General features: G+C 41.2%; 16 protein-coding genes. 11 read left to right on the top strand and 5 right to left on the bottom strand.

Going from position 1 to position 22,019, the window contains the following annotated elements:
• The first annotated feature begins 152 nt into the window (after window positions 1-152).
• Genes FBB35_RS04710 through FBB35_RS04700 form a run of 3 tightly spaced genes read left to right on the top strand, consistent with a single transcriptional unit; the run spans window position 153 to window position 2,856 of the window.
• Complete coding sequence (locus FBB35_RS04710) at window positions 153-1,133, top strand: metal ABC transporter substrate-binding protein (protein WP_254625823.1); 981 nt, start codon at window positions 153-155, stop codon at window positions 1,131-1,133.
• 18 nt (window positions 1,134-1,151) lie between these two features.
• Window positions 1,152-1,988, top strand: a complete 837-nt coding sequence (locus FBB35_RS04705; RefSeq protein ID WP_174708681.1) for a metal ABC transporter ATP-binding protein — start codon at window positions 1,152-1,154, stop codon at window positions 1,986-1,988.
• 13 nt (window positions 1,989-2,001) lie between these two features.
• A complete protein-coding gene (locus FBB35_RS04700) occupies window positions 2,002-2,856 on the top strand; it encodes a metal ABC transporter permease (RefSeq protein ID WP_174708680.1) in 855 nt (284 codons plus the stop codon).
• A gap of 310 nt (window positions 2,857-3,166) precedes the next feature.
• On the opposite strand, the gene FBB35_RS04695 is transcribed toward FBB35_RS04700, so the two are convergent.
• Window positions 3,167-4,195 carry a mechanosensitive ion channel family protein gene (locus FBB35_RS04695; protein WP_174708679.1) on the bottom strand — a complete coding sequence of 343 codons (1,029 nt, stop codon included), beginning with the start codon at window positions 4,193-4,195 and terminating at the stop codon, window positions 3,167-3,169.
• Window positions 4,196-4,307: 112 nt separating this feature from the next.
• On the opposite strand from FBB35_RS04695, the gene FBB35_RS04690 reads away from it, so the two are divergent.
• The 7 genes from FBB35_RS04690 to FBB35_RS04660 all read left to right on the top strand — a co-directional run bounded on the left by FBB35_RS04690 (window position 4,308) and on the right by FBB35_RS04660 (window position 16,063).
• Window positions 4,308-5,225: a histone deacetylase gene (locus FBB35_RS04690; RefSeq protein WP_174708678.1), complete on the top strand. Its 918-nt coding sequence runs from the start codon at window positions 4,308-4,310 to the stop codon at window positions 5,223-5,225.
• A gap of 158 nt (window positions 5,226-5,383) precedes the next feature.
• Window positions 5,384-9,862, top strand: a complete 4,479-nt coding sequence (locus tag FBB35_RS04685) for a translation initiation factor IF-2 N-terminal domain-containing protein (protein ID WP_174708677.1) — start codon at window positions 5,384-5,386, stop codon at window positions 9,860-9,862.
• 314 nt (window positions 9,863-10,176) lie between these two features.
• A complete protein-coding gene (locus FBB35_RS04680; RefSeq protein ID WP_174708676.1) occupies window positions 10,177-10,383 on the top strand; it encodes a hypothetical protein in 207 nt (68 codons plus the stop codon).
• A gap of 470 nt (window positions 10,384-10,853) precedes the next feature.
• Complete coding sequence (locus tag FBB35_RS04675) at window positions 10,854-12,695, top strand: hypothetical protein (RefSeq protein WP_174708675.1); 1,842 nt, start codon at window positions 10,854-10,856, stop codon at window positions 12,693-12,695.
• A gap of 360 nt (window positions 12,696-13,055) precedes the next feature.
• Window positions 13,056-14,345: a glucose-1-phosphate adenylyltransferase gene (locus tag FBB35_RS04670; RefSeq protein WP_174708674.1), complete on the top strand. Its 1,290-nt coding sequence runs from the start codon at window positions 13,056-13,058 to the stop codon at window positions 14,343-14,345.
• A gap of 76 nt (window positions 14,346-14,421) precedes the next feature.
• Window positions 14,422-14,931: an AAA family ATPase gene (locus tag FBB35_RS04665; RefSeq protein ID WP_174708673.1), complete on the top strand. Its 510-nt coding sequence runs from the start codon at window positions 14,422-14,424 to the stop codon at window positions 14,929-14,931.
• Window positions 14,932-15,049: 118 nt separating this feature from the next.
• Window positions 15,050-16,063 (top strand): DnaJ C-terminal domain-containing protein, encoded by a 1,014-nt coding sequence (locus FBB35_RS04660; protein WP_174708672.1) that lies wholly within the window; start codon window positions 15,050-15,052, stop codon window positions 16,061-16,063.
• A gap of 54 nt (window positions 16,064-16,117) precedes the next feature.
• Here FBB35_RS04660 and FBB35_RS04655 read toward each other — a convergent pair whose 3' ends face one another.
• The 3 genes from FBB35_RS04655 to FBB35_RS04645 all read right to left on the bottom strand — a co-directional run bounded on the left by FBB35_RS04655 (window position 16,118) and on the right by FBB35_RS04645 (window position 18,135).
• The gene (locus FBB35_RS04655; RefSeq protein WP_174713523.1) at window positions 16,118-16,771 is read right to left on the bottom strand and encodes a glutathione S-transferase family protein; all 654 of its coding nucleotides are present in this window, start codon (window positions 16,769-16,771) and stop codon (window positions 16,118-16,120) included.
• 61 nt (window positions 16,772-16,832) lie between these two features.
• A complete protein-coding gene (locus FBB35_RS04650; protein WP_174708671.1) occupies window positions 16,833-17,369 on the bottom strand; it encodes a peroxiredoxin in 537 nt (178 codons plus the stop codon).
• A gap of 154 nt (window positions 17,370-17,523) precedes the next feature.
• On the bottom strand, window positions 17,524-18,135 hold the full coding sequence (locus FBB35_RS04645; protein ID WP_174708670.1) for a peroxiredoxin: 612 nt from the start codon (window positions 18,133-18,135) through the stop codon (window positions 17,524-17,526).
• Between the two features lie 131 nt (window positions 18,136-18,266).
• On the opposite strand from FBB35_RS04645, the gene FBB35_RS04640 reads away from it, so the two are divergent.
• Window positions 18,267-20,567, top strand: a complete 2,301-nt coding sequence (locus FBB35_RS04640; RefSeq protein WP_174708669.1) for an amylo-alpha-1,6-glucosidase — start codon at window positions 18,267-18,269, stop codon at window positions 20,565-20,567.
• A 300-nt stretch (window positions 20,568-20,867) separates the two neighbouring features.
• Here the strand turns inward: FBB35_RS04640 and FBB35_RS04635 are convergent, their stop codons facing one another.
• A complete protein-coding gene (locus FBB35_RS04635) occupies window positions 20,868-22,013 on the bottom strand; it encodes a hypothetical protein (protein WP_174708668.1) in 1,146 nt (381 codons plus the stop codon).
• Window positions 22,014-22,019: the final 6 nt, after the last annotated feature.

Raw genomic sequence — 22,019 nt, 5'->3', positions numbered from 1 at the left:
CCCTGAGGGGGCATTGCATTTTAATAATGGGAAAAGGTCTAATCAAAAATTGATTCTTTAATTTAGAAGGCTTGAATCTAATGAAGACCCTCCTTGGATTGCTATTTGTACTGAGCTTCATAGTAGCTTGCAGTCCCTCTCAGGATAAAACGGTGTCTTCTAATCCCCAAGTAACCAGTACTCCGGTTCAAGCAGGAGAGCAAAAGACACAGAATAAGCTTTTAGTTGTAACGACAGTTGCTCCTTTAACCAATATTGTGAGTAACATTGCAGGCGATCGCTTAGAAGTTAAGGGTATTATTCCAGAAGGAACCGACTCTCACACCTTTGAACCTCGTCCGAGCGATTCTGATTTGCTATCCAAAGCTAATTTGATCCTCGCCAATGGGTTGCATTTAGAATCCCCAACAGAAAAACTAGCTAAAGCCTCAAAGCCCAAAGAAACTAAAATCTTTGAACTAGGCAGTAACACTATTACACAAGACCAATGGCTTTTTGACTTCAGCTTTCCTAAAGAAAAGGGCGATCCCAATCCTCATCTGTGGGTAAACCCGAAGTATGCTGAAGCTTACGCCAAACTAGCTGCTCAACAGTTAACCACCTTAGATCCTGCTGGCAAAGACTACTACGCGACTAATCTCAAAAATTATCTACAACGTCTGGATGCTCTAGACAAAGCAACGCGGGAAATCGTCGCCAGTATTCCCGCCAAAAACCGTAAACTTTTGACCTACCATGATTCTTGGGCGTATTGGGCCAGAGAGTATGGTTTTCAAGTAATTGGTGCGATTCAACCTTCAGATTTCAAGGAACCATCCGCTCAAGATATCACAAAGCTAATTGACCAAATTCGGAAAACAGGCGTTCCAGCTATTTTTGGTTCTGAAGTCTACCCTAGTAAGGTAGAAGAACAAATTGCCCGCGAAGCGAAGGTAAAAACAGCGAACACTGCCGATGATGAGTTACCAGGAACCGGTTCAGCCAATGCAATTGAAAACACTAATCCTGAGCATACTTATATTGGCATGATGGCTAACAATATGCGGATTATCGCCTCTAATTTAGGAGGAAACCCTAATTTAGTGAAGAACTTGCAGACTGGTAATGTTGTTGGCCCAACAGCAACCAAGTAGCATCAATAAAATAAATAAATGCAACCAATACTTGAAGTTAGAAGTTTAACCTGTGGTTATCAAACCCAACCAGTGTTTAGCGATGTTAATTTAACGCTTTACTCTGGTCAACTCACTGGTTTGGTAGGCCCTTCTGGTAGCGGTAAAAGCACTTTAATCAGAGCGATTTTAGGGCTAGTTCATCCTTGGGCTGGAGAAATTTGGTTTCGAGGAAAGCGCTTAAAGCCAGGAGTAGCACCGTCTTTCGTGGGGTATGTACCGCAAGTGGAAACAGTGGATTGGACTTTTCCAGTTACGGCTCTGGAAGTGGTGATGATGGGGCGTTACCAAAAACAGAAGATGTTGCCTTGGTCTTCGCGGCGCGATCGCGCCATTGCCAGCGAACTCCTAGAGCGCGTTGGAGTTGCCCATGTTGCTCATCAACCAATCGGTAATCTCTCTGGTGGGCAACAGCAAAGGGTTTTCATTGCCCGTGCTTTAGTAGGAGAACCAGAAATAGTTCTTCTAGATGAACCTACCAGTAGTTCCGACTTGCACGTTCAACACGAACTATTGCACCTATTGGCTGATTTGAATCAGCAAGGTTTAACAATTATCCTCTCTACCCATGACCTCAACTCGGTAGCGACACATCTACCTTGGGTAGTATGTTTCAACCACGGTTTAGTTTGTCAAGGTCAACCTATCGATGTCTTCACTCCCGCAAATCTTGAGCAGACTTTTGGGGGAGAAATGGTAGTTTTCCACCAACAAGACCGAATCTTAATCGCTAGCGGTGGTACTTCTCTGCGTCATCAAATGCAAGATAACTTACCCCAAATACTGCGCCCATCTAACTCGTCGAAGTCTGCTTAAATAAATACTATATATGGATTTTTTACTAGCACCCTTTCGCTACGAATTTTTTAGCCGTGCGATTTTAGTAGGCATGATGGCTGGGCTATTATGCGGCATGATGGGAGTTTATATTACAACTCGCAGAATGAGTTACATTGCCCACGGTTTATCTCATGCGATTTTGGGGGGAGCCGTGCTGAGTTATGTACTGGGGTTGAATTTCTACATTGGCTCTGGGATTTGGGGTTTTGCAGCTGCCTTGCTGATTCAATATTTGACAGGACGCAAAGTTTACTCGGATGCAGCTATTGGAATTGTTACAACTGCTAGCTTTGCTTTAGGAGTAGCTGTAATCAGTAGCTATCGCAAGTTTAGCCAAAATTTTGAAGCCGCTTTGTTTGGCAATGTATTGGGAGTTTCCCCTAATGATTTGTGGGTGGTGACGGGTGTGACGATAGTCTTACTCACTGTAGTTTTCTTGTTTTATCGCCCGTTACTATTTTGGTGTTTTGATCGGGAAGTTGCTCAGGTTCATGGCGTACCCGTTTTTGCAATGGATACTTTATTTGCTTTGATGTTGGCAACTTTACTGGTGGCGACACTGAACGTTTTGGGAGTAACTCTGATTATTTCAGCAGTGGTGATTCCGGCATCGATTGCCCGATTAGTGAGCGATCGCTTTGGTTATATCATGATTGTCTCCGGGATTTTAGGATCTGCGATTTCCTTTGTAGGCATCTACCTCAGCTACTACCTCGATATTGCCTCTGGAGCTAGTGTAGTGCTACTTTCAACCGCCATATTTGCCTGTGTGTTGCTCACCAAGAATCTGCAAGGACGATATAAACGCCGTCTCCCTCCCTTGTCTATAAAACACCTTCCTTAGCAAAAGTTAGTCTGGTTTTATAAGAACCCCACGCCCAACCTCCTCCCCACAAGCGAGGCTACGGTGTACACACAAGTCTCTTGACCATACAATGGCATTGCATTGACTAACAATGGCATTGCATCAACTAACAATCGCATTGTATCGACTGACAATGTTATTTCTCTCATTCCCATGCTGTGTATGAGAATGAGGAAAGCCTCATCAAGCTAGGTTTTTAGAACTTGTGTGTACACCGTAGCCGCTCTTCTCTACGAGAGGCTGCGCCAACGAGAGGGGACTATGATGTAGCTCATTTGGTTAGGAAAAGCTATAATGCCGAATTTTTATTTAAATTATTTTGCACATAAATCTCTTTAATCGGAAAAGGAATTTTAATTCCAGCTTGCTGATAGCGTTTGTGTAATTTTTTCACAAATAGATGTTTACCAATACGCTGATCGAAGTATTCGCTTACCCGCATATAAAGCGTAAAATCTATACTAAAATCATTAAAAGTATGAAATCTGATATATGGTTCATTCTTTGTTAACTCTGGTGCAATTTCTTGCATGACTTCAATGGCCACTTCTACAGTTACTTTTTCGACTTGTTCCAAATCGCTATCATAACTTACACCCACATCCATTGTTAAAGTAATTTCTTTTGCAGGTAAATGATAATTTGTGAAAATCGCTGAAGACAATTTAGAATTAGGAACAATGACGACATTATTTGACATTTCTTTAATTGTCGTGTTGCGCCAAGAAATATCTATCACATATCCCTCATGTCCAGCATCTAATTTTACATAATCTCCGGTTCTAACTTGCTTAGAAATAATTAAGTAAAAACCAGAAAATAAATTTGCAAGCGTGTCTTGAAGTGCTAGACCAACTGCTATACCACCAATACCTAAAGTTGTGATTATCGGTGTGATTTGAACACCTACTGTTTGCAATATGATTAATGTTCCCAAAACGAAAACAGTAGCCTTAGCAAGGTTGGAAATTAGTGATGTGGGAACGCCTTCGGCTCTGCGAATATATAAATTAACAAAACCAGCAGTCAATCTGGCTAAGACTAGGGTTACTGAAAACAGCAATGCGATCGTCAGAATTTTTTGCAGTACTAATGCAATATCTGGCTTAAGCGGGGCGCTCAGAACTGCCCAAAAAAAACCGGCGATCGCAAACCAAATAAAAGTCATTCGGTGCAGAGAGCGAAATATAATTTTACTCCCAGCAATTCGTTTATTAGTAACGAATGTTTCCAGTTTTTTGAAGATAACTTTTTCACCAATTATTCCAGCCAGGAAGCCAGCTAGAATAAATACTAATGGCGTAATCCATTCCATCATATAAATTTTAAATTTGAAGTTTTACATTTAGGAGAACAGCACTATTGCTGCGATTATCGCTAAATTTTACCTTGTTATTTGCTGGATTACCTGCTTGAGATGTTCTTTCCTTATGGACTTGCCAATTATTTACCACCCAGATTATATTGCTCCTCTACCTGAAGGACATCGCTTTCCGATGTCTAAGTTCCGACAACTCTACGAATTGCTGTTAACTGATGGTGTCGCGAATCAACAACAATTTCATACCCCCGAACGTCCACCGCTAGAATTGATAGAGTTAATCCACACCCCTAGCTACGTTCAAGCTTATTGTGAAGGAACCCTAGATCCCAAAGCACAGCGCCGCATTGGTTTACCTTGGAGTCCAGCATTAGCAAATCGTACTTGTGTAGCGGTAGGTGGTACGATACTCACTGCAAAACTGGCACTAAGTCAAGGTTTAGCTTGTAATACGGCTGGTGGAACTCATCATGCCTTTCCTAGTTATGGGTCTGGTTTTTGTATTTTCAACGATTTAGCGATCGCTTGTCGCGTTTTACAAAAATTCGGACTCGTCCAAAAAATCCTGATTGTCGATTTGGATGTCCACCAAGGAGACGGTACAGCTTTTATCTTCCAAGATGACGACAGCGTTTTTACTTTCTCTATGCACTGCGAAGTCAATTTCCCCGGTACAAAACAAAACAGCGATTTAGATGTTCCTTTGCCGGTGGGAATGGAGGATGACGCTTATTTGCAAACCTTAGCGAATTGCTTAGCAGATTTATTGTCTAAAGTCAAGCCAGACTTAGTATTTTATGATGCTGGTGTTGACCCTCATATAGGCGATCGCTTAGGCAAATTAGCCTTAACCGATGCTGGCATTTTCCGCCGGGAAATGCAGGTTTTAAGTACCTGTATGAGTAGCGGTTATCCCGTCGCTTGCGTCATTGGTGGTGGTTATGCTGATGACATGAAATCTTTGGTTTGGCGGCATTCCTTGCTGCATCGTGCTGCTAGTGAAGTTTATCAGCAGTATAAATTATAGTAATTTAATAAACATTACTTAAACTCGTAACGTATTTAAACGCAGAGTCTTACCAAATTTCACTCATAGCAAATCGTACTAAAATAATACTTTGCGCTCCTCTGCGCTTACCTTTGCGCCCCTCTGCGTTTAAATCTAAACCCTCAATTGTTAACTGGATGAACAACGGCAAACTCAGAGTCTACGAACTAGCAAAAGAATTAGATTTAGATAGCAAGAAGCTATTATTAATTTGTGAAAAACTTAAAATTACGGTCAAAAGCCATACCAGTGCAATTCCAGAATCCGATGCAGAACGTATTCGTGTAGCAATAAGTAAACTAACAGCAAAATCGTCAAAAACTAAAACAAACTCTGAAGATTGGGGCTATATGTTTATAGCTTCAGCAATTGATAGTTTTATCCGCCATCTTGAAGGTGAGGCTGCCCTCAAATCATATTCCGATTTTAGGGAGCGCCGCGATCGCGCCAATGAGTTAATGTATGAATGTGTCGGTAAAAAGCCTTCTTTATTTTATGTGCGTCGCAAAGGCGCAGGCAAAGAGGCAAGAGAGGAAATCTGGGATTTGACAATAGCGACAGACTCCGATGATTCTCCATTACCCGCAAGACTTGACAAGCTTAGAAAGACATTAGGATTTAGAGCAGCCGTACAAAAAGATGGACGCGACGGCTTAAAAATACTTTCGGCTCAGTTGTTACAACCCTCACAGGTACACGCCGACAGTTATACTATACCTTGTCGCTTGCGTTTACTGGCTAATCATCAGCATCATCTCGACATTCCGCCAGCGACATTGAAGCGCATCGCAGCTGCGCCAGTTTGTGGCGAAAACGTGCCTACAGAAGATCAGCTTAAAGCTTGGAAAGCATTTTTGCAAATTGAGGAAAAAATTGCTAAAGCCCGTCAATTTTGTGTGCGTTATGTAAGTCATAACTATAACTTCAAAAGGCGGATTAGTTTTGAAATTGATGTAACCTCAGCCACCCTCGACGGCTTTTATCAAAATTCCCTCGAAGTAGATAATTTTTGGGAACGAGCAAGACGCACAAAAAACGAAGATTTAAAACTTTTTGAAACGGCTCCCGTCGGCAAAAATTGGATTAGCGGTCGTCAATTAGGAACTGTTGAAGAAGTTGATATCAACCGTGGTATTATCAGCCTTAGACTAGAACGCGACTTAGCTGAATTTATGGCAACAGAGCGTTATAAATTACCAGCTACCGGATTTTTGTGTTTTGAGGCAATTGGTGATATTCAGCAGATTCAGCGTAAGAAAAAAGCTTTAGATGATTTGAATAATAGTTACACTCAAAATCCCTACTTAGGTAACTTTTTATTCGATGCTTCTCAGGCTAGACAAATCAAAACAACTGTTGAACTTCAACCACAAGATTTATTATTATCTTCCGCTAATCCCGGTCAAAAAGCAGCAGTAGAAAAGGTACTTGCCGCTAAGGATCTTGTTCTTATCCAAGGGCCACCAGGTACTGGTAAAACTACCGTAATTGCCGAGATTTGCTATCAAATTGCCCTTCGCGGTGGACGAACTTTAATTGCTTCTCAAGCCAATTTAGCAGTAGATAACGCCCTGAGTCGATTAGTTCACAATCCAGTGATTCGGGCTGTACGCAAGGGTAGAGCCGAAAAAGTTGGAGAAGAAGGACAGCCATTTTTAGAAGACCAAGTGATTGGCAGATGGCTAGAAAATACAGCAATTGACTGTGAAAATAATATTACACAACGGCTTGAAAATATTAAAGTTTTCAGTCAATTACTGGGATCATCACAAAGATTCACACCCTACTTTCAAGCAGAGGAAGAATTCAATCAGCAGCAAGGGAGATTTAATAAAAATAAGTTAAAGATAGAAACTAATTTTCAAAACCAAGAACAGTCTTACAACGAAACTGTAGAAAAACAGAACAACGTTGAATCTTTAATTACAGGTTTAGAAAACATACTAAATACTGTACCAAATATTAACTGGGAAGCTCCAGAAATTACAGATTTTTTGCCACTTCTGAAGCCATACACAGAAGGTAATAGTTTAGTAGAAGAATTTTTAGCAAATGTTCGTCAAACTATAAAATATACTAATGAACTTGGCTTGGTGCGTCCAGCGCTTGGTGCTTTTGGTTTAGCAGTTTGGTTGCGTCAAACTGTAGCAACAAAAATTTCTGGATTTAAAACTGCTTTTACTCATGCTGAAGAAGCGAGTAAAGCCATCTTAGAAGTTGCAGCATCAGTGGAGGTTGTCAAACAGAATTTTGCATTGTTAAATCAGGTACAACCAGATTATCAGAAATATCTTGCCAAACTGCAAAACCTACAGCAAACAATCCAAATTTGGGAAAACCGCCAGCGTGAAATTGATTATATTATCTCAGCAGTAAAAGAATGGAAATCTACAGCACCTTCTCATCTGTATCAAACTTTGAAAGATTGTCAGCAATCAGGTTTACCACTTACAGAGAATTTAGTGGACTTACCGCTAGGTTTATTGATGTTTGCTAATACATTAAAATTACCAATAGTACCAAAAACTTACAAAATTAATCTACCAGAATGGGATTTATTAACAAAAGCGATCGCTTATGAGATGGACGGAGGTTTTACCGATCGGCGAGGTAAACAGCATAATTTTAGCTATTTCTTGAAAGAAAATTTTAGTCAGATTCCAATGGTGCTATCAAAGAGCGATCGCACTCAATGGCAAGAAACCTATCAACAGTTTAGTAATTATCAGTTACTCAACCCTAAGCAACGAAAATTACTGGTTGAAAATACCCAAGTTTTCTTAATTAGAATGCAACGGACTTACGGCGCATCATGGAAATGGAATAATATCGATTCTACTCTCACTCAAATTACTCAAGAATTGCTAGATACTATTCTTGTAAATGCACGTCAATGCGTTTTAAAAGTAAAAACCGAAACTGAACAACAGCTACACTATTTACAACGACAATTAAATGAACTTCAAAAAAATGAAATTAGTCAACAGCAAATATCCATTACTCAAGCTGAGGTAGAAAAAGCACAGCAAGACGCTAATTTGCAACTTGGGAGAGTTATTAATCTTTTACAAGAACTTAACCAACAAAATATACCTACTCAATTACACACTTTAATTGAGAAATATCTTGCAACCCAATCAAATATTTGGGAAAAACCACAAGAATTTTCAAATCAAGTGAATTATTGGGCAACTTCTATTAATCAGCTTGAAACCTTAATTTTATCATTACAGCCTTTTGCTGTGCTAGAGATGATTAAAAATTCTTTACAGGAGCATTTATCAAATCTACAAGAAGAAACTAAAACTTCTCTACAGCAGCTTCAAAAATTACAAATTAGCTTGCGTGAAATAGAAGAAAAATTACAACCACAGCCATCAGATAGTTTAATAGAAGAAAGAAATTGGTGGTTGAGAGAATGGCAAAAAATACCGGATAAGTTTAAGCCAGAAAATTCTGCTGCTGATTTTTTTAATATAGAGCTATTACGCGGGATGAATATTCAGTTTGAATTTTGGCAAAAAGAACTTGAAAAAGACGAAATTTATCTCAAAAAATATCAAAGTTTTGTACAAGATTGGATTGGAAAATTAAGACAGCCAACGGAAGGCGATAGTGACGATTTAAGACGTATTTATTTAGATAATGCTAACGTCGTTGGTATAACATGCGTTCAAGCTGCAAGTAGAGGTTTTTCGGAAGAATTTAAATCCTTTGATGTTGTTATCATTGATGAGGTTAGTAAGTGTACTCCACCAGAATTATTAATCCCAGCTTTGAAAGGTAAAAAGTTAGTCATGGTAGGCGATCATCGGCAATTACCACCCATGCTTGATACTAGCACTTTAGAAGAAGTTGCTCAGACAATTGGCAATACACGAGACGAACTACAATTCTTAGAAGAATCACTATTTAAAAGTCAATTTGAATCGGCTGATGAAAGCATTAAACAAATGCTAACTACACAATATCGAATGCATCCATTTATTATGGGTGCAATCAATCAGTTTTATGATGGTAAACTAGAATCTGGAATTTTGGAGCCGGACACAAAACGCGCACATCATTTAGCAGGCGAAATTATCAAGAAATCTCAGCATCTTATTTGGGTAAAAACGCCTATTGAGAATCAGTTTTTAGAGCAAAGAAACGGAACTTCTTACTTTAATACTCCAGAAATTGATGCCATTGAACGTCTGTGCCAACAATTTGAGACTACTTGGGCTTCTAAAGTTGCTAATGGTGAACCAAAAAAAGAAATTGCCGTAATTACGTTTTATGGCGCTCAATTAAGAAAAATTGATGAACGCCTACAATCTGAACTTTTCCCTTCATTAGAGATTCGTACTGGGACAGTAGACAGATTTCAAGGTATGGAAAGACCTGTTGTTATTGTGAGTATGGTTCGCAACAATAGTAAAGGCGATGTAGGATTTGCTAAGAAACCAGAACGGGTAAATGTTGCATTTTCTCGAGCCCAAGAACTGCTGATAATTGTGGGTTGCCATAAATTGTTTACCCATCAATTAGGTAAAGTCGGAAGTATGTATTCAGAAGTGTCAAATGTCGTCAGTACACATGAAGGTTTTGTTGATGTCTCTCGCCTTTTCAGTTAAACCTATTAATGACAATCTCAAGAAGGATATCTACTGGACAAATTAGGCTATATAGGTAGAGCTTATCCATTCACCTGTATCATCGTTAGCAGTTATGCTGATAAAATGGAGTTTTTCATTTGGCGTTACTTCTTCTCAAAATTAAAGCGAGAAATAATATTTTCTTTCCTGTTTCCCTTACCTACAATTCCTTTCTCCCTTTTCTCTTCAACCAAAAATTATTAAAATACCAGACATTTCTGGAAAAGAGATTATGGCATGTGTAGTAAGAAAGCACATATCACTTGATGCTTAATTTAGCTCAAGGGGGTCTAATGATTGATCGTTTTGTAAATCTAATTTTTATCGATTCTTTTTCTCTAGCAATTAACCTGACGTTTGGTAAATTGCTTCACACTAAAATCTGCAACTATTCATGGGATGGAATGGTAAGTGATGAGCTTTCAACACCAGAAAGTGGCGCTAGTTCCTCTGAATTGCCAGCATCCTTGGAGGAAGATATAACCACTCCTATTTCATAAAGCCTGCTTAGAGACTATTTATAAAGTAAATCTGAAGTAAGGTGGTTACGACTGTGCTATTACGCACCGTGTTACATAGCGGTGCGTTAGCATTTTGATGAAATTTTTTGTTATCATCTAGAAATATGGGCCTAACACACCGTACAATAATTTTATTTTTACTTTATAAATAGCCTCTTAGGTTTTGCGATCGCTACCTTAAGGCGATTAGGAGAAAAAAGCGTTACGGTAATTACAATATAAGTAGGAATTCAAAATGGGACTCTAGCGATCACTTCTACTCCTACGCTGCTGAATAGTCCCACAATGGCCATTTCTAGGGAAATTTATAATGTGCTAATATTTGTCACTAGTGCTGGATTTGCTTAGTGGGCTATGTCGTCACCAAATTTTATTTAAAGCATAAAGATACTTTCCCTCATGGGTTACAAGTATTTGTACAAATTAAATTATCCAATCTTATTCCCTTGATGTTTCTCGCCTCTTCTGCTAAACCTATTGATGACAATCTCAAAAATTTTGTAGACGAAATAGAAGCGCAAAGTCCTAGTTTATCAGTTTTAGCAGCGCGTCAATTCCGTTATAGTTTGCGTCAAACTCCTATAGAAGTAAATATCAAAGAACCCCGAGAGTTTAACGTACTCGAAGAATTTATTATTCGCGCTGCGATAGAATTTCAACCTCCGCCAACAGAGGATGAATTAGCCTCTGTACTTGGACTGGATTCTGTATTTATCAAAACTACTACTGCAACTCTTCGCTCATTACAAACTCTATCACCAACATCACCAATTACAGTTACTTCTGAAGGTCGCTCATTTTATGAAAAAGGGTCTGTACCACAGCCCCCATATCCTGTACAGCTTCATGCTATTACAGATCCTTTAAGTGACAAAATAACCTTTCAAGCTGAATCACTAAGCGAGACAGCGATCAATTTGCCAGACTTGGCAGATTTTATAACTATTGATCATACAATTGCTAATATCTCTTCTTTGCAACTTGAGGAAATCCAAAAAAGTATTCAGGCTTCAGATTTAGCACTTCATGTCCCAGAAGAGGGAAAAATAGTTACTTCTTATAAGGTATTAAATCCAACTCAAAAATTTTGGAGAAAGATATCACTTTTCGTTATATTTGATGCCCTTGAAGATAAATTAACCATCCAAATAAGAAATGGAAAACAAATTTTAGAGTCAGCATCAAATTGGTTAGAAGCTCTACACACTCAAGGTAAGATATCCTTGCAAGCATTATGTAAGTTATCAACTGAAACAATCAATTTTGAGCGTGAAGCCATTCTCCAACAGAAAAATACTGAAATAGAAGCTAGAGTTGAGAATATTCGCCAACAAGCCCTAAAAACGACGACAAAAGTAGATAAATCTGCAGTCGTAGGCGAAGTTGTACAGTTACGCGACGGACAAATTAGCCAAGCCTTCTCAGAAGTTTTAAATTCTGCTAAAAGTCAGGTTATTATTTATTCTCCTTGGGTGAATCAGGCAGTTGTCGATGAAAAATTTCTAACTCTGTTACAAAAATTAGCTAATCGTGGAGTTTGGATTTTAATTGGACATGGAATTGCGCGGCGGCAAGAAGATGAAGAGAAACTAATTTCGCCAGAAGTAGAGAAAAAACTGCGAGCAATAAAAACACCTGATGGTTTATCATCTGTACAGGTTTTATGGCTAGGAGACTCCCATATAAAAGAAGTAATAGTTGATCAAGAAATCCATCTGTGTGGATCTCATAACTGGCTATCTTATCGTGGTGATTACCTACCACGAGGTGAATCAGTTTATAAAGTCACAATTTTGCATCAAGTCCAGGAAGCTTATGAATTTCTCGCTAATCGCTTCCAAAATCAAGCTCAAAAATTATGGCAAAATGCTCTAAACAACCGCGATTCTAAACTTGCTGTGGAGTCTTTATATGTATGGGGTGCGCTAGGTATGGAAGACATTGCACTCAAGAACATACAGCAAAACAATTGGCTAGAACTTCTGCCTGTGTGGTTAAATGTGGCACTTCAAGGGTTAAGAACGAAGAATATACAAGCTGATTCAGAAAGTTTTAAAACCGCCCTTTCGTTGTTGAGTCAAGTTTCTATTGAAGAGGCTTTTCTTGAGTCATTGCAAGAAGTATGGCGTAAAGTTATCGGTGCGATCGCAATTAACAATCCTAAAACTGCTTTAAAGTTACTTAGCGATGAAGTCTGGGCGCAGTTTCTACGTCTCAATATTGCCCAAAATAGTGATTCACCTGATAATTTTATCTCGCAACATACTTTATCAAAGAAAATAAATGGATAACTATAGCAGTCAGCTTTGATTTTTGTTCGCACAGCGCAAAAGCGATGGTAGCCAACAGGTAACAAGGTTTTTCAAGTGGTACTAAGTTTTTTCAAAAATTAAATAGGATTTCTATATCGATATTAAGTGCAAAAGCGATAGTCAAATTCCATACAAGGTGAAGTGTAGCCAAAACTTTCTATATTGTTCACCTACCTAAATCAATACAAATGTTCTAGTCTTTTACTTATTAGCCGTACTATCCATAACCAACAGCATTCTATAAAATTCATCCGAAAGAATCACATGATCCCCCTTACCTGTGGTGGCAGACAGTCCTAAACTGAAGATGAGAGTTGAAAGGCAGTCGGGAGAAATTTTGTGAAAAAAGTATTATCAATCATCCTTGGCGGTGGCGCGGGTACTCGGCTTTACCCATTAACCAAACTCCGCGCTAAACCAGCAGTACCAGTAGCGGGGAAGTACCGCTTAATCGATATCCCTGTTAGTAACTGCATAAATTCCGAAATATTCAAAATCTACGTCCTGACACAATTCAACTCAGCTTCACTGAATCGTCACATCGCCCGTACCTATAACTTTACTGGCTTCAACGAAGGGTTTGTGGAAGTGCTAGCGGCACAACAAACCCCAGAAAACCCCAACTGGTTCCAAGGTACAGCCGATGCTGTGCGTCAGTATCTATGGTTGATGGAAGAATGGGATGTAGAAGAATATCTAATTCTCTCAGGCGATCACCTCTATCGGATGGATTATCGCCAGTTTATCCAGCGCCATAGGGATACGGGGGCTGATATTACTCTCTCAGTCATCCCCATCGATGAACGCCGCGCCTCAGATTTTGGCTTGATGAAAATTGACGATTCTGGTAGGGTAATTGACTTTAGCGAAAAACCTAAAGGCGAAGCGTTAACCAAAATGCAAGTTGATACAAGTGTACTGGGATTAACAAAAGAACAAGCCCAGCAACAGCCTTACATCGCCTCAATGGGCATTTATGTCTTTAAAAAAGAGGTTTTGTTCAAGTTGTTGAGAGAAGGTATAGAAAGAACTGATTTCGGTAAAGAAATTATTCCTGATGCCTCTAAAGATTACAACGTTCAAGCTTACCTTTTTGATGATTACTGGGAAGATATTGGAACAATTGAGGCTTTTTATCATGCGAATTTAGCCTTGACTCAGCAGCCCCAGCCACCTTTTAGTTTCTACGATGAAAAAGCACCAATTTATACCCGCCCTCGTTATTTACCTCCGACTAAACTTTTAGATTGCCATATCACAGAATCAATTATTGGCGAAGGTTGTATTTTGAAAAATTGCCGCATTCAACATTCAGTTTTAGGAGTGCGATCGCGGATCGAATCTGGCTGCGTCATCGAAGAATCTTTGCTCATGGGTGCAGATTTTTACCAAGCTTCTGTGGAACGGCAATGTAGCTTGATAGAAAATGACATTCCCGTAGGCATCGGTACAGACACGATCATTCGCGGTGCCATCATCGATAAAAATGCCCGCATCGGTCACGATGTCAAAATTATCAATAAAGATAATGTGCAAGAAGCTGAACGCGAAAATCAAGGTTTTTACATCCGCAGTGGTATCGTCGTCGTACTGAAAAATGCTGTAATTGCTGATGGAACAATCATTTAGTCATTGGTCATTAGTCATTAGTCATTAGTCATTGGTTAATAGTTACAAGTAACAAAGGACAAATGACAAAGGACAAATGACTAAACTGTTTTTGCTGATTGGTCTTCCAGGTAGCGGTAAGTCAACTTTTGCAAAACAATTAATGACAGAATGCCCCCCGATGCCGCTGATTTCTACGGATGGCATCAGGGGGCAATTGTTCGGTTCTCAAGCCCTTCAGGGGCCGTGGCTGCTGATTTGGCAGGAAGTAGAAAGGCAATTTCGACAAGCTACTTCTACAGCAAATACAGCCATTTTCGACGCTACCAATGCCCAGCGCCGTCATCGCCGTGAAGTAATTGCTTTAGCCCGTGAATTGGGCTTTACCCAAATTATGGGAATTTGGGTGGATACACCAGTCTGGCTGTGTTTGGCACGTAATAAAAGGCGATCGCGCCAGGTTCCTGAAGAAATTATTTTGCGGATGCACCGTCAACTCCGAGATGCCCCCCCAAGTCTGGAAGAGGGGCTAGACGGGCTGATCCGCTTATCAGAAAAATCGGAGTACGGAAATTGCGATCGCACGTTGAGCAAGAACCCCACTTGATTTTCTATATTCTTTGTTAATTTAAAATCAGATTCTTTTGCTTGGCACTCTACCTAGCAATTAAATATCTGTGTTCTTAAAAAAAAACATAACAGTAATTTCTATAGGAGGCTAGTAGATGGCTGCAACCGACTTCAAGGACTATTACGCAATTTTGGGAGTTAGTAAGACTGCCACTCAAGATGAGATTAAACAAGCCTTTCGTAAACTAGCCCGCAAATATCACCCCGATGTCAACCCAAATAACAAACAGGCAGAGGCACGCTTTAAAGAAGTTAGCGAAGCCTACGAGGTTGTTTCAGATGTAGATAAACGCAAAAAATATGACCAATTCGGTCAATATTGGAAGCAAGCTGGCGAAGGTTTCCCCGGCGGCGGCGTTGGTGCCGATATGGGTGGCTTTGACTTCAGTCAATACGGCAATTTTGATGAGTTCATTAATGAGTTGCTAGGACGCTTTGGCGGTGCTGCGCCTCGTGGTGGAGGTGGACGACAAAGTAACTCACAAAGTTACTCTTACCGCACTTCTACAGGTGCGCCAAGTGGTTTTGGTGGCTTTAACGATTTTGGGTTTCAAGATGCAGGTGCGGGTACTTCCCAGGATAGTGAAGCTATAATCACCCTAACTTTTGCGGAAGCATTTAACGGCGTGCAAAAGCGCTTCAGCTTAGGCAACGAAACAATTGATGTTCGTATCCCATCTGGGGCTAAACCTGGTACTCGTCTGCGTGTACGGGGTAAAGGTCAAATCAACCCAATGACTCAACAACGAGGGGATTTATACTTAAAAGTCGAACTTCAACCGCACTCGTTCTTCCAAATGGAAGGCGACAACTTGGTATGCGAAGTAGCAATCACACCAGATGAAGCTACTCTGGGAGCGTCTATTGATGTACCAACTCCCGATGGTTCAGTTAATGTCAAGCTACCAGCCGGAGTCCGTTCTGGACAATCACTACGTTTACGTGGCAAAGGTTGGCCCCTTGCCAAGGGTGGACGTGGCGATCAGTTGGTGAAGGTGGCGATCGCACCACCAAAAGACCTCAGCCAACAAGAGCGGGAATATTATGAAAAAATCCGAGCTATACGTACTTATAATCCCCGCAGTCATTTGCAGCAAGTCAAGCTGTGAAAATTTCGGATTGTAGAGACGGGAAATTGAGCGTCTCTACATTTAAGTATGAATTTACCGCGTATTTCTCGCTACTATGATAGACTTAAACGCCTCCATTGCCTCTGGTGTAGCCTCGCTAGCTTGCCACGATGGACGTACAATCAGGCGATCGTGCCAAGCATTCAGTTTTGGATAATCTTTTAAAGAAATGCCTACTTCCGGCAGCCATATTACTACAGTTCCAGCCACAACCTCGGCTAGAGTTAAGTTTTGACTACCAAAGTAAGGGCGATCGTCAAGTAAATTCTCGAATAATTTGAGTACTGTTGAAATTTTCTGCTTCGCCTGCTCGATTTTTTCGGGATTTTCTCCAGGTAAGCCTAATATCTGAGGTAAAAATGTGGTGGTTGCTGGCAAAAGCTCATTTACAGTTACCAGTTGTACCATCCGTGCGATCACTAAATCCTTGGCATCTTTAGGTAACATCGCAGGTGTGGGATATTTTGCCTCTAAATAGTCCAGAATTGCTAAAGATTCCACTACATTAAAGCCGTCATCCACCAAAGCTGGAATGTGGTGGAATGGACTAATTGCCAAAAACTCTGGTTTAAACTGCTCTCCATCTAGCTTTATCTCTACTAATTCAAACTCAAGTCCTTTTTCCAGCAGAGTAATCCAAACACGGCGGGAGTTAGGAGAAATAGATGAATGATAAAGGGTCAGCACCATAAAACCTCACAGTTTTATCAGTAGAATGGGTATTGCCAATTAATTTTACACCTTATACTCAATTAAATTGTTCTAACAGAGTCTCAACACTAGCATTGTGATCCAGAAAAGAAAATAAATGCCAGTAGCTGAGTTTTCCTTCTTTATCTAATACAAACTGTGCTGGTAAAGGCGCTCCTAGTGCTTGTCCTACTTGATAGTTACGAAAAACTCGACAACTAGGATCGCTCAATAACGGCATTTTTAAGCCTAAATCTTTCACAACAATTTGACTCTGCCGTTCATCGGTACTAGTAATCATTAAAACTTCTATACCGCGATTTTTAAATTGCTCATAGTTCTCATTCAAGGCTTTGATATGAGGAAAACAAAAGGGGCAATATTGTTTTTCAGTAAAGATGCGAGTAAAGGCGAGTATGACTGGTTGCTTGCCTTTATAATCAGACAATTTTATTAAAGTTCCGTTGGTAATATCTGGCAGTTGAAAATCAGGCGTTCCTACTCCAAACCTGAGTTGATTTCTAGCTGGAACTGGTAAAAAATTGCGGAAGAATCGCTCATTTAATAACCCACTAAAATCAGTTGAAGTCAACATATTTTTAACCCTAATTATTTAAATACTATTTTATGAAAAAACCACAGATAGATGCAGAGGTTGACACGGTTTCATGTGTATCTCTGTTTATCTGTGGTTTTCATTCATTTTGCTCTCAACTCCAACAACTTGGATTAGAGTTTGCTAACGGAATTTAGACAGCAGAGAAGTAAACTTTAGACTTCACTGGGTCAGGATTCATTGTCTTGTCACCAGGTTGCCAACCAGCTGGGCAAACTTCATCGGGATGAGACTGAACATACTGAATTGCTTGTAATGTCCGCAGGGTTTCATCAACGCTGCGACCAAAAGCTAGGTTGTTGATGGTAGCGTGCTGTATGATACCATCTTTATCGATGATGAACAGACCACGCAAGGCAATGCCAGCTGCTGGGTCAAGAACGTTGTAAGCGGCGCTAATCTCTTTCTTGATGTCTGAGACTAGAGGATAATTCAAATCGCCAACACCACCAGACTTACGATCTGTTTGAATCCAAGCGAGGTGGGAGAATTCACTGTCAACGGAAGCCCCAAGGACTTCAGTGTTGATTTTCTTAAATTCTTCGTAGCGATCGCTAAATGCTGTGATTTCAGTAGGACAAACAAAGGTAAAGTCTAGTGGGTAGAAAAACAGGACGACATACTTACCGCGATAATCGGAAAGTTTAATTGTCTTAAATTCCTGATCTACCACAGCCGTTGCTGAGAAATCGGGAGCTTGTTGGCCAACGCGGAGGCTTCCTTCGGTTCCGTAAGTAAGGGACATTAACCTAATTCTCCTTTATCGGTTTATTAGCGTTGGAATACGGGTCAAGTAAAACTCGCCCATCTACGCTCTCACAGTTTAATTACGATCTGTTACGACTATATCATACTCATAACGATTTTGAGTAACCAATGCCTGATTTAGATACAAGAGAATGGTTGCTTACCAATGGCTTAGGAAGTTTTGCCAGTGGAACGATTTCTGATGTCCGCACACGCACTTATCACGGTTGGCTATTTACCGCTACAAACCCACCTTCTGGGAGGACTCTGCTGTTTTCACACTTAGACGCTAGCTTAGAGGTATCGGGGAACGTTGTAGCACTGGGGACAAATGTTTGGGGTAACGGTCAGATTGAACTGACAGGCTATGAACTGTTGCGCTGTTTTGATATTAACCCAGTTCCAAAATGGATTTGGGGTCGAGATAACTGGCAATTAAGCAGACAATTGGTGATGCCTTATGGGTTATTGGGGACTAGGGACTGGGGACTGGGGACTAGGAACGAGGAACCGGAAATAGGAAAGAATGCTTCCCAATGCCCAATCCCCAATCCCCAATCCCCAATCCCCAATCCCCAATTTTGCGATCGAATTCTGATTCAATATCGCTATGACGGAAGTGATACAGCAATTTTACGGCTGCGACTGCTGATCGCAGAACGTGATTTTCACCACCCACAAATTGCTAGTTCAGGATTACAGTTCTCAGAATTGCTTGGGCAACAGCAAATCTGCCTGCAAGCAAAAAAATTGGGTAATTTCGGTATACCTTGGCACTTGCGTTGGACAAAAGGAAAATATCAACCAGATGCAGTTTGGTATTGGAATTATGGATTGTCTGAGGAGACAAAACGGGGATTAAGTGACAAAGAAGACCTCTACAGTCCTGGTTACTTGATAGTCAAACTGCAACCAGGAGATGTGGTAACACTAGAAGCACGAGTAGGTTTTCCAAACTTGATGGCAGGTGTCCTCACTTCCGAAACCTTTGCAGAAGCCGTGGAGGTAGAGCAAGATAGACTCTCCCAGATTTTTGGATGGAGTGAGGGGAGCAGGGGAGCAGGGGAGCAGGGGGAGCAGAGGAGCAAGGGAAGCAGAAGAGCAGGGGGAGCAGGGGGAGATGAATTAATAACCAATGCCCAATACTTCTCTACGAGAGGCTGCGCCAACGGCTTCGCTCAGTACAAGTGCCCCATGCCCAATACTTCTCTACGAGAGGCTGCGCCAACGGCTTCGCTCAGTACAAGTGCCCCATGCCCTATACCCTATGCCCAATCTACAATCTGGCAACAACTACTTAAAGCAAGCGATCAATTTATCGTCTATCGAGCCTCAATAGCAGGCCCTACAATGATTGCTGGTTATCACTGGTTTAATGAGCGAGGGCGCGACATATTAATCGCCTTACCTGGATTGGCACTAGTTCCACAGCGCTTTGATCTGGCAAAAGGAGTATTACGGACTTTTAGGCATTACTATCGCCACGGTTTGATGCCTAATGTATTTCCTGATGCCGATGGCGAACCACTTTATAACAGTATTGATGCGGCGCTGTGGTGGATTGAAACTTTAGGGCTTTATTTAGAAGCTACCCAAGACTGGGAATTTTTGGCAGAGCAATTCTCTGTAGTCCAACAAATCCACAAAGCCTTTGTTGGTGGTACACACTACAATATCCAGGTTGATGCTATTGATGGGCTAATTAGTTGGGATGCTCGTGGTGTAGCTCTCACATGGATGGATGTCGTAATTGGGGCAAATCCCGTTACTCCACGTCACGGTAAGCCAGTGGAAATCAATGCGCTGTGGTATTCAGCTTTATGTTGGCTAAGTCGGTGGGCAGAACGCTTAAGCTCGCTTGAACTTGGCGATCCGGTGCGTCTCACTAAGCAAGCACAACGTTATGCTCTGCAAGCACAAAAGGTTAAAATCTCGCTGCAAAAGTTCTGGAATCCTCAGCTGGGTTATTTGTACGATACTATCGAGCCGGACGATCGCCGGAATTTTCAAATTCGTCCCAATGCGGTTTTGGCGCTGTCACTTCACCACTGTGGATTTTCTGCACAGCAAGGGAGTCAGATACTAGATTTAGCAAGTATCAGCTTGCTAACCCCTTATGGTCTTCGCAGCCTCGATCCAGGAGATCCCGAATACAAAGGGAGATATGAGGGGAATCAAGAGCAACGCGATCGCGCCTATCACCAAGGCACTGTTTGGGGTTGGTTAATTGGGCCGTATATTCGGGCTTGGCAACGTTTTTATCCACAACAATCGCTGCCTTTTGATTGGCAACCTCTGCTAGATCATTTCTTATCTGGCGCTTGTCTTGGCTCTATTTCTGAGATTTTTGATGGCGATGCACCTCATACACCCAGAGGTGCGATCGCTCAAGCTTGGTCTGTTGCCGAAGTGATCCGCCACTTTAAATAATTGTAAATATATTCTGGCAACCCAGTGACATGAGTTACTTCTTTTGAATCTGCTGCTAATAAATCTTCTACTATTGTGTAGTGTTTTAGCAAGCTGCTAATCTCATCAAAATCTAAGTTTTCCCTTGTAAAATATTACACTAGGGTAATTGCCTGGATAATCTGAAACGCTAACTCAATCAAAAATATAAAACAACAAAAAACTCTTCTGGTAAGTTTTGCTTGCAGATTTCTTGTACTATCCAGGTAATGATTTTTTTTGATTATCGGTGAGATTATAACTTGACATTTTGACTAATCTTTATAGCAGTTGCTCAATCGCCTCAACTCGCACTAATCGCTCAGATATCTGTTGTTGTCTTAGCCTGCATTCCAGCTTTTCATCAATCCAGCAACCGATTTTTAAGGCAGCACGATAACCGCGACGGGCGCGTGCTAACGCATGGCGGGTAGCAGTGGAATTTGCAATGCGACTTGGTGGCGGAAATTCTAACCCGAATTCATCGTCAATGGGAAGCATCCCGGCAGCTTGACGGGCGCAGGTAATATGATAATCGCCCCACAGCAAGCGGATATAGTAACGGTAATGTCCTGTTTCTGCATGACGATCAGCTAAAAGACGAATCAACTCATCCCGCGCCCTGTGATTATCCCCCGAACACAGGAACGCCCGCACCATTGCGATTAAAGTTTCTATGTTGCTGTTATTTACCAGCATTGCCCGCCGCGCCCAATCTACTGCCTCAGTAAACCGCCTTTCTAAGCGCGCTAAATCTGATTGCCTGCTGCATGACAACCTCTCTCTGCTTTTGGGTATGTCGTCGTGTTCGTCCATTTCCCACTCCCACAGATACATCTGGGCTTGCTCGGCATCCCTCAAAAGTAGGCTGATTTCAACTAAACTGTTTAAATGAATATCAGCCGTGTAGGCTGGATACTCACCTTGCCAAATTGCCCAACTTTCCTGGGCAGCTGCTAGGGCTTCGGGATACATTCCCCGATCTTGGTACAACTGCGCTTGTAACAAAAGTAGCCGATGTCGCCAGTCTAGGTTGCCCGAATCTCGCAGAAAATTTTCTGTTTGCTGGTACGCTTTTTCAATTGCCCCCAAGTTAACGGGTAAATCTTGCGCTATCTCGATATATCTTATGAGAGTGCTGTAAATATAATCAGCATTGCCCCCTGTAGTCCCCTCTTGTAGTATAGGTGTAAGCACAGCTAAGGCTTGGCGTAGCTTACCTGCATCGAACAGAGAAACAGCACGCCAAAAGCGAGATAACACTATCTGGCGAGTGTCGTTAATCGACTCGGCAATCTCCAAAGCCTTACCATAAATCTCAGCCGCCCGCAGCCATTGTGTGTCTTTGTAAGCTTCCCACCCGGCATCCCAAAGAGACTCTATCTGCTGTTGGGCAGCTTGAGTTATGGGATTTTCCTCATCAAACATAGTAGC

Source organism: Nostoc sp. TCL240-02 (assembly GCF_013343235.1).
Taxonomy (GTDB): Bacteria; Cyanobacteriota; Cyanobacteriia; order Cyanobacteriales; family Nostocaceae; genus Nostoc.
Note: the sequence above shows the minus strand (reverse complement) of the source record. Positions and strands in the feature narration are given on the sequence as shown.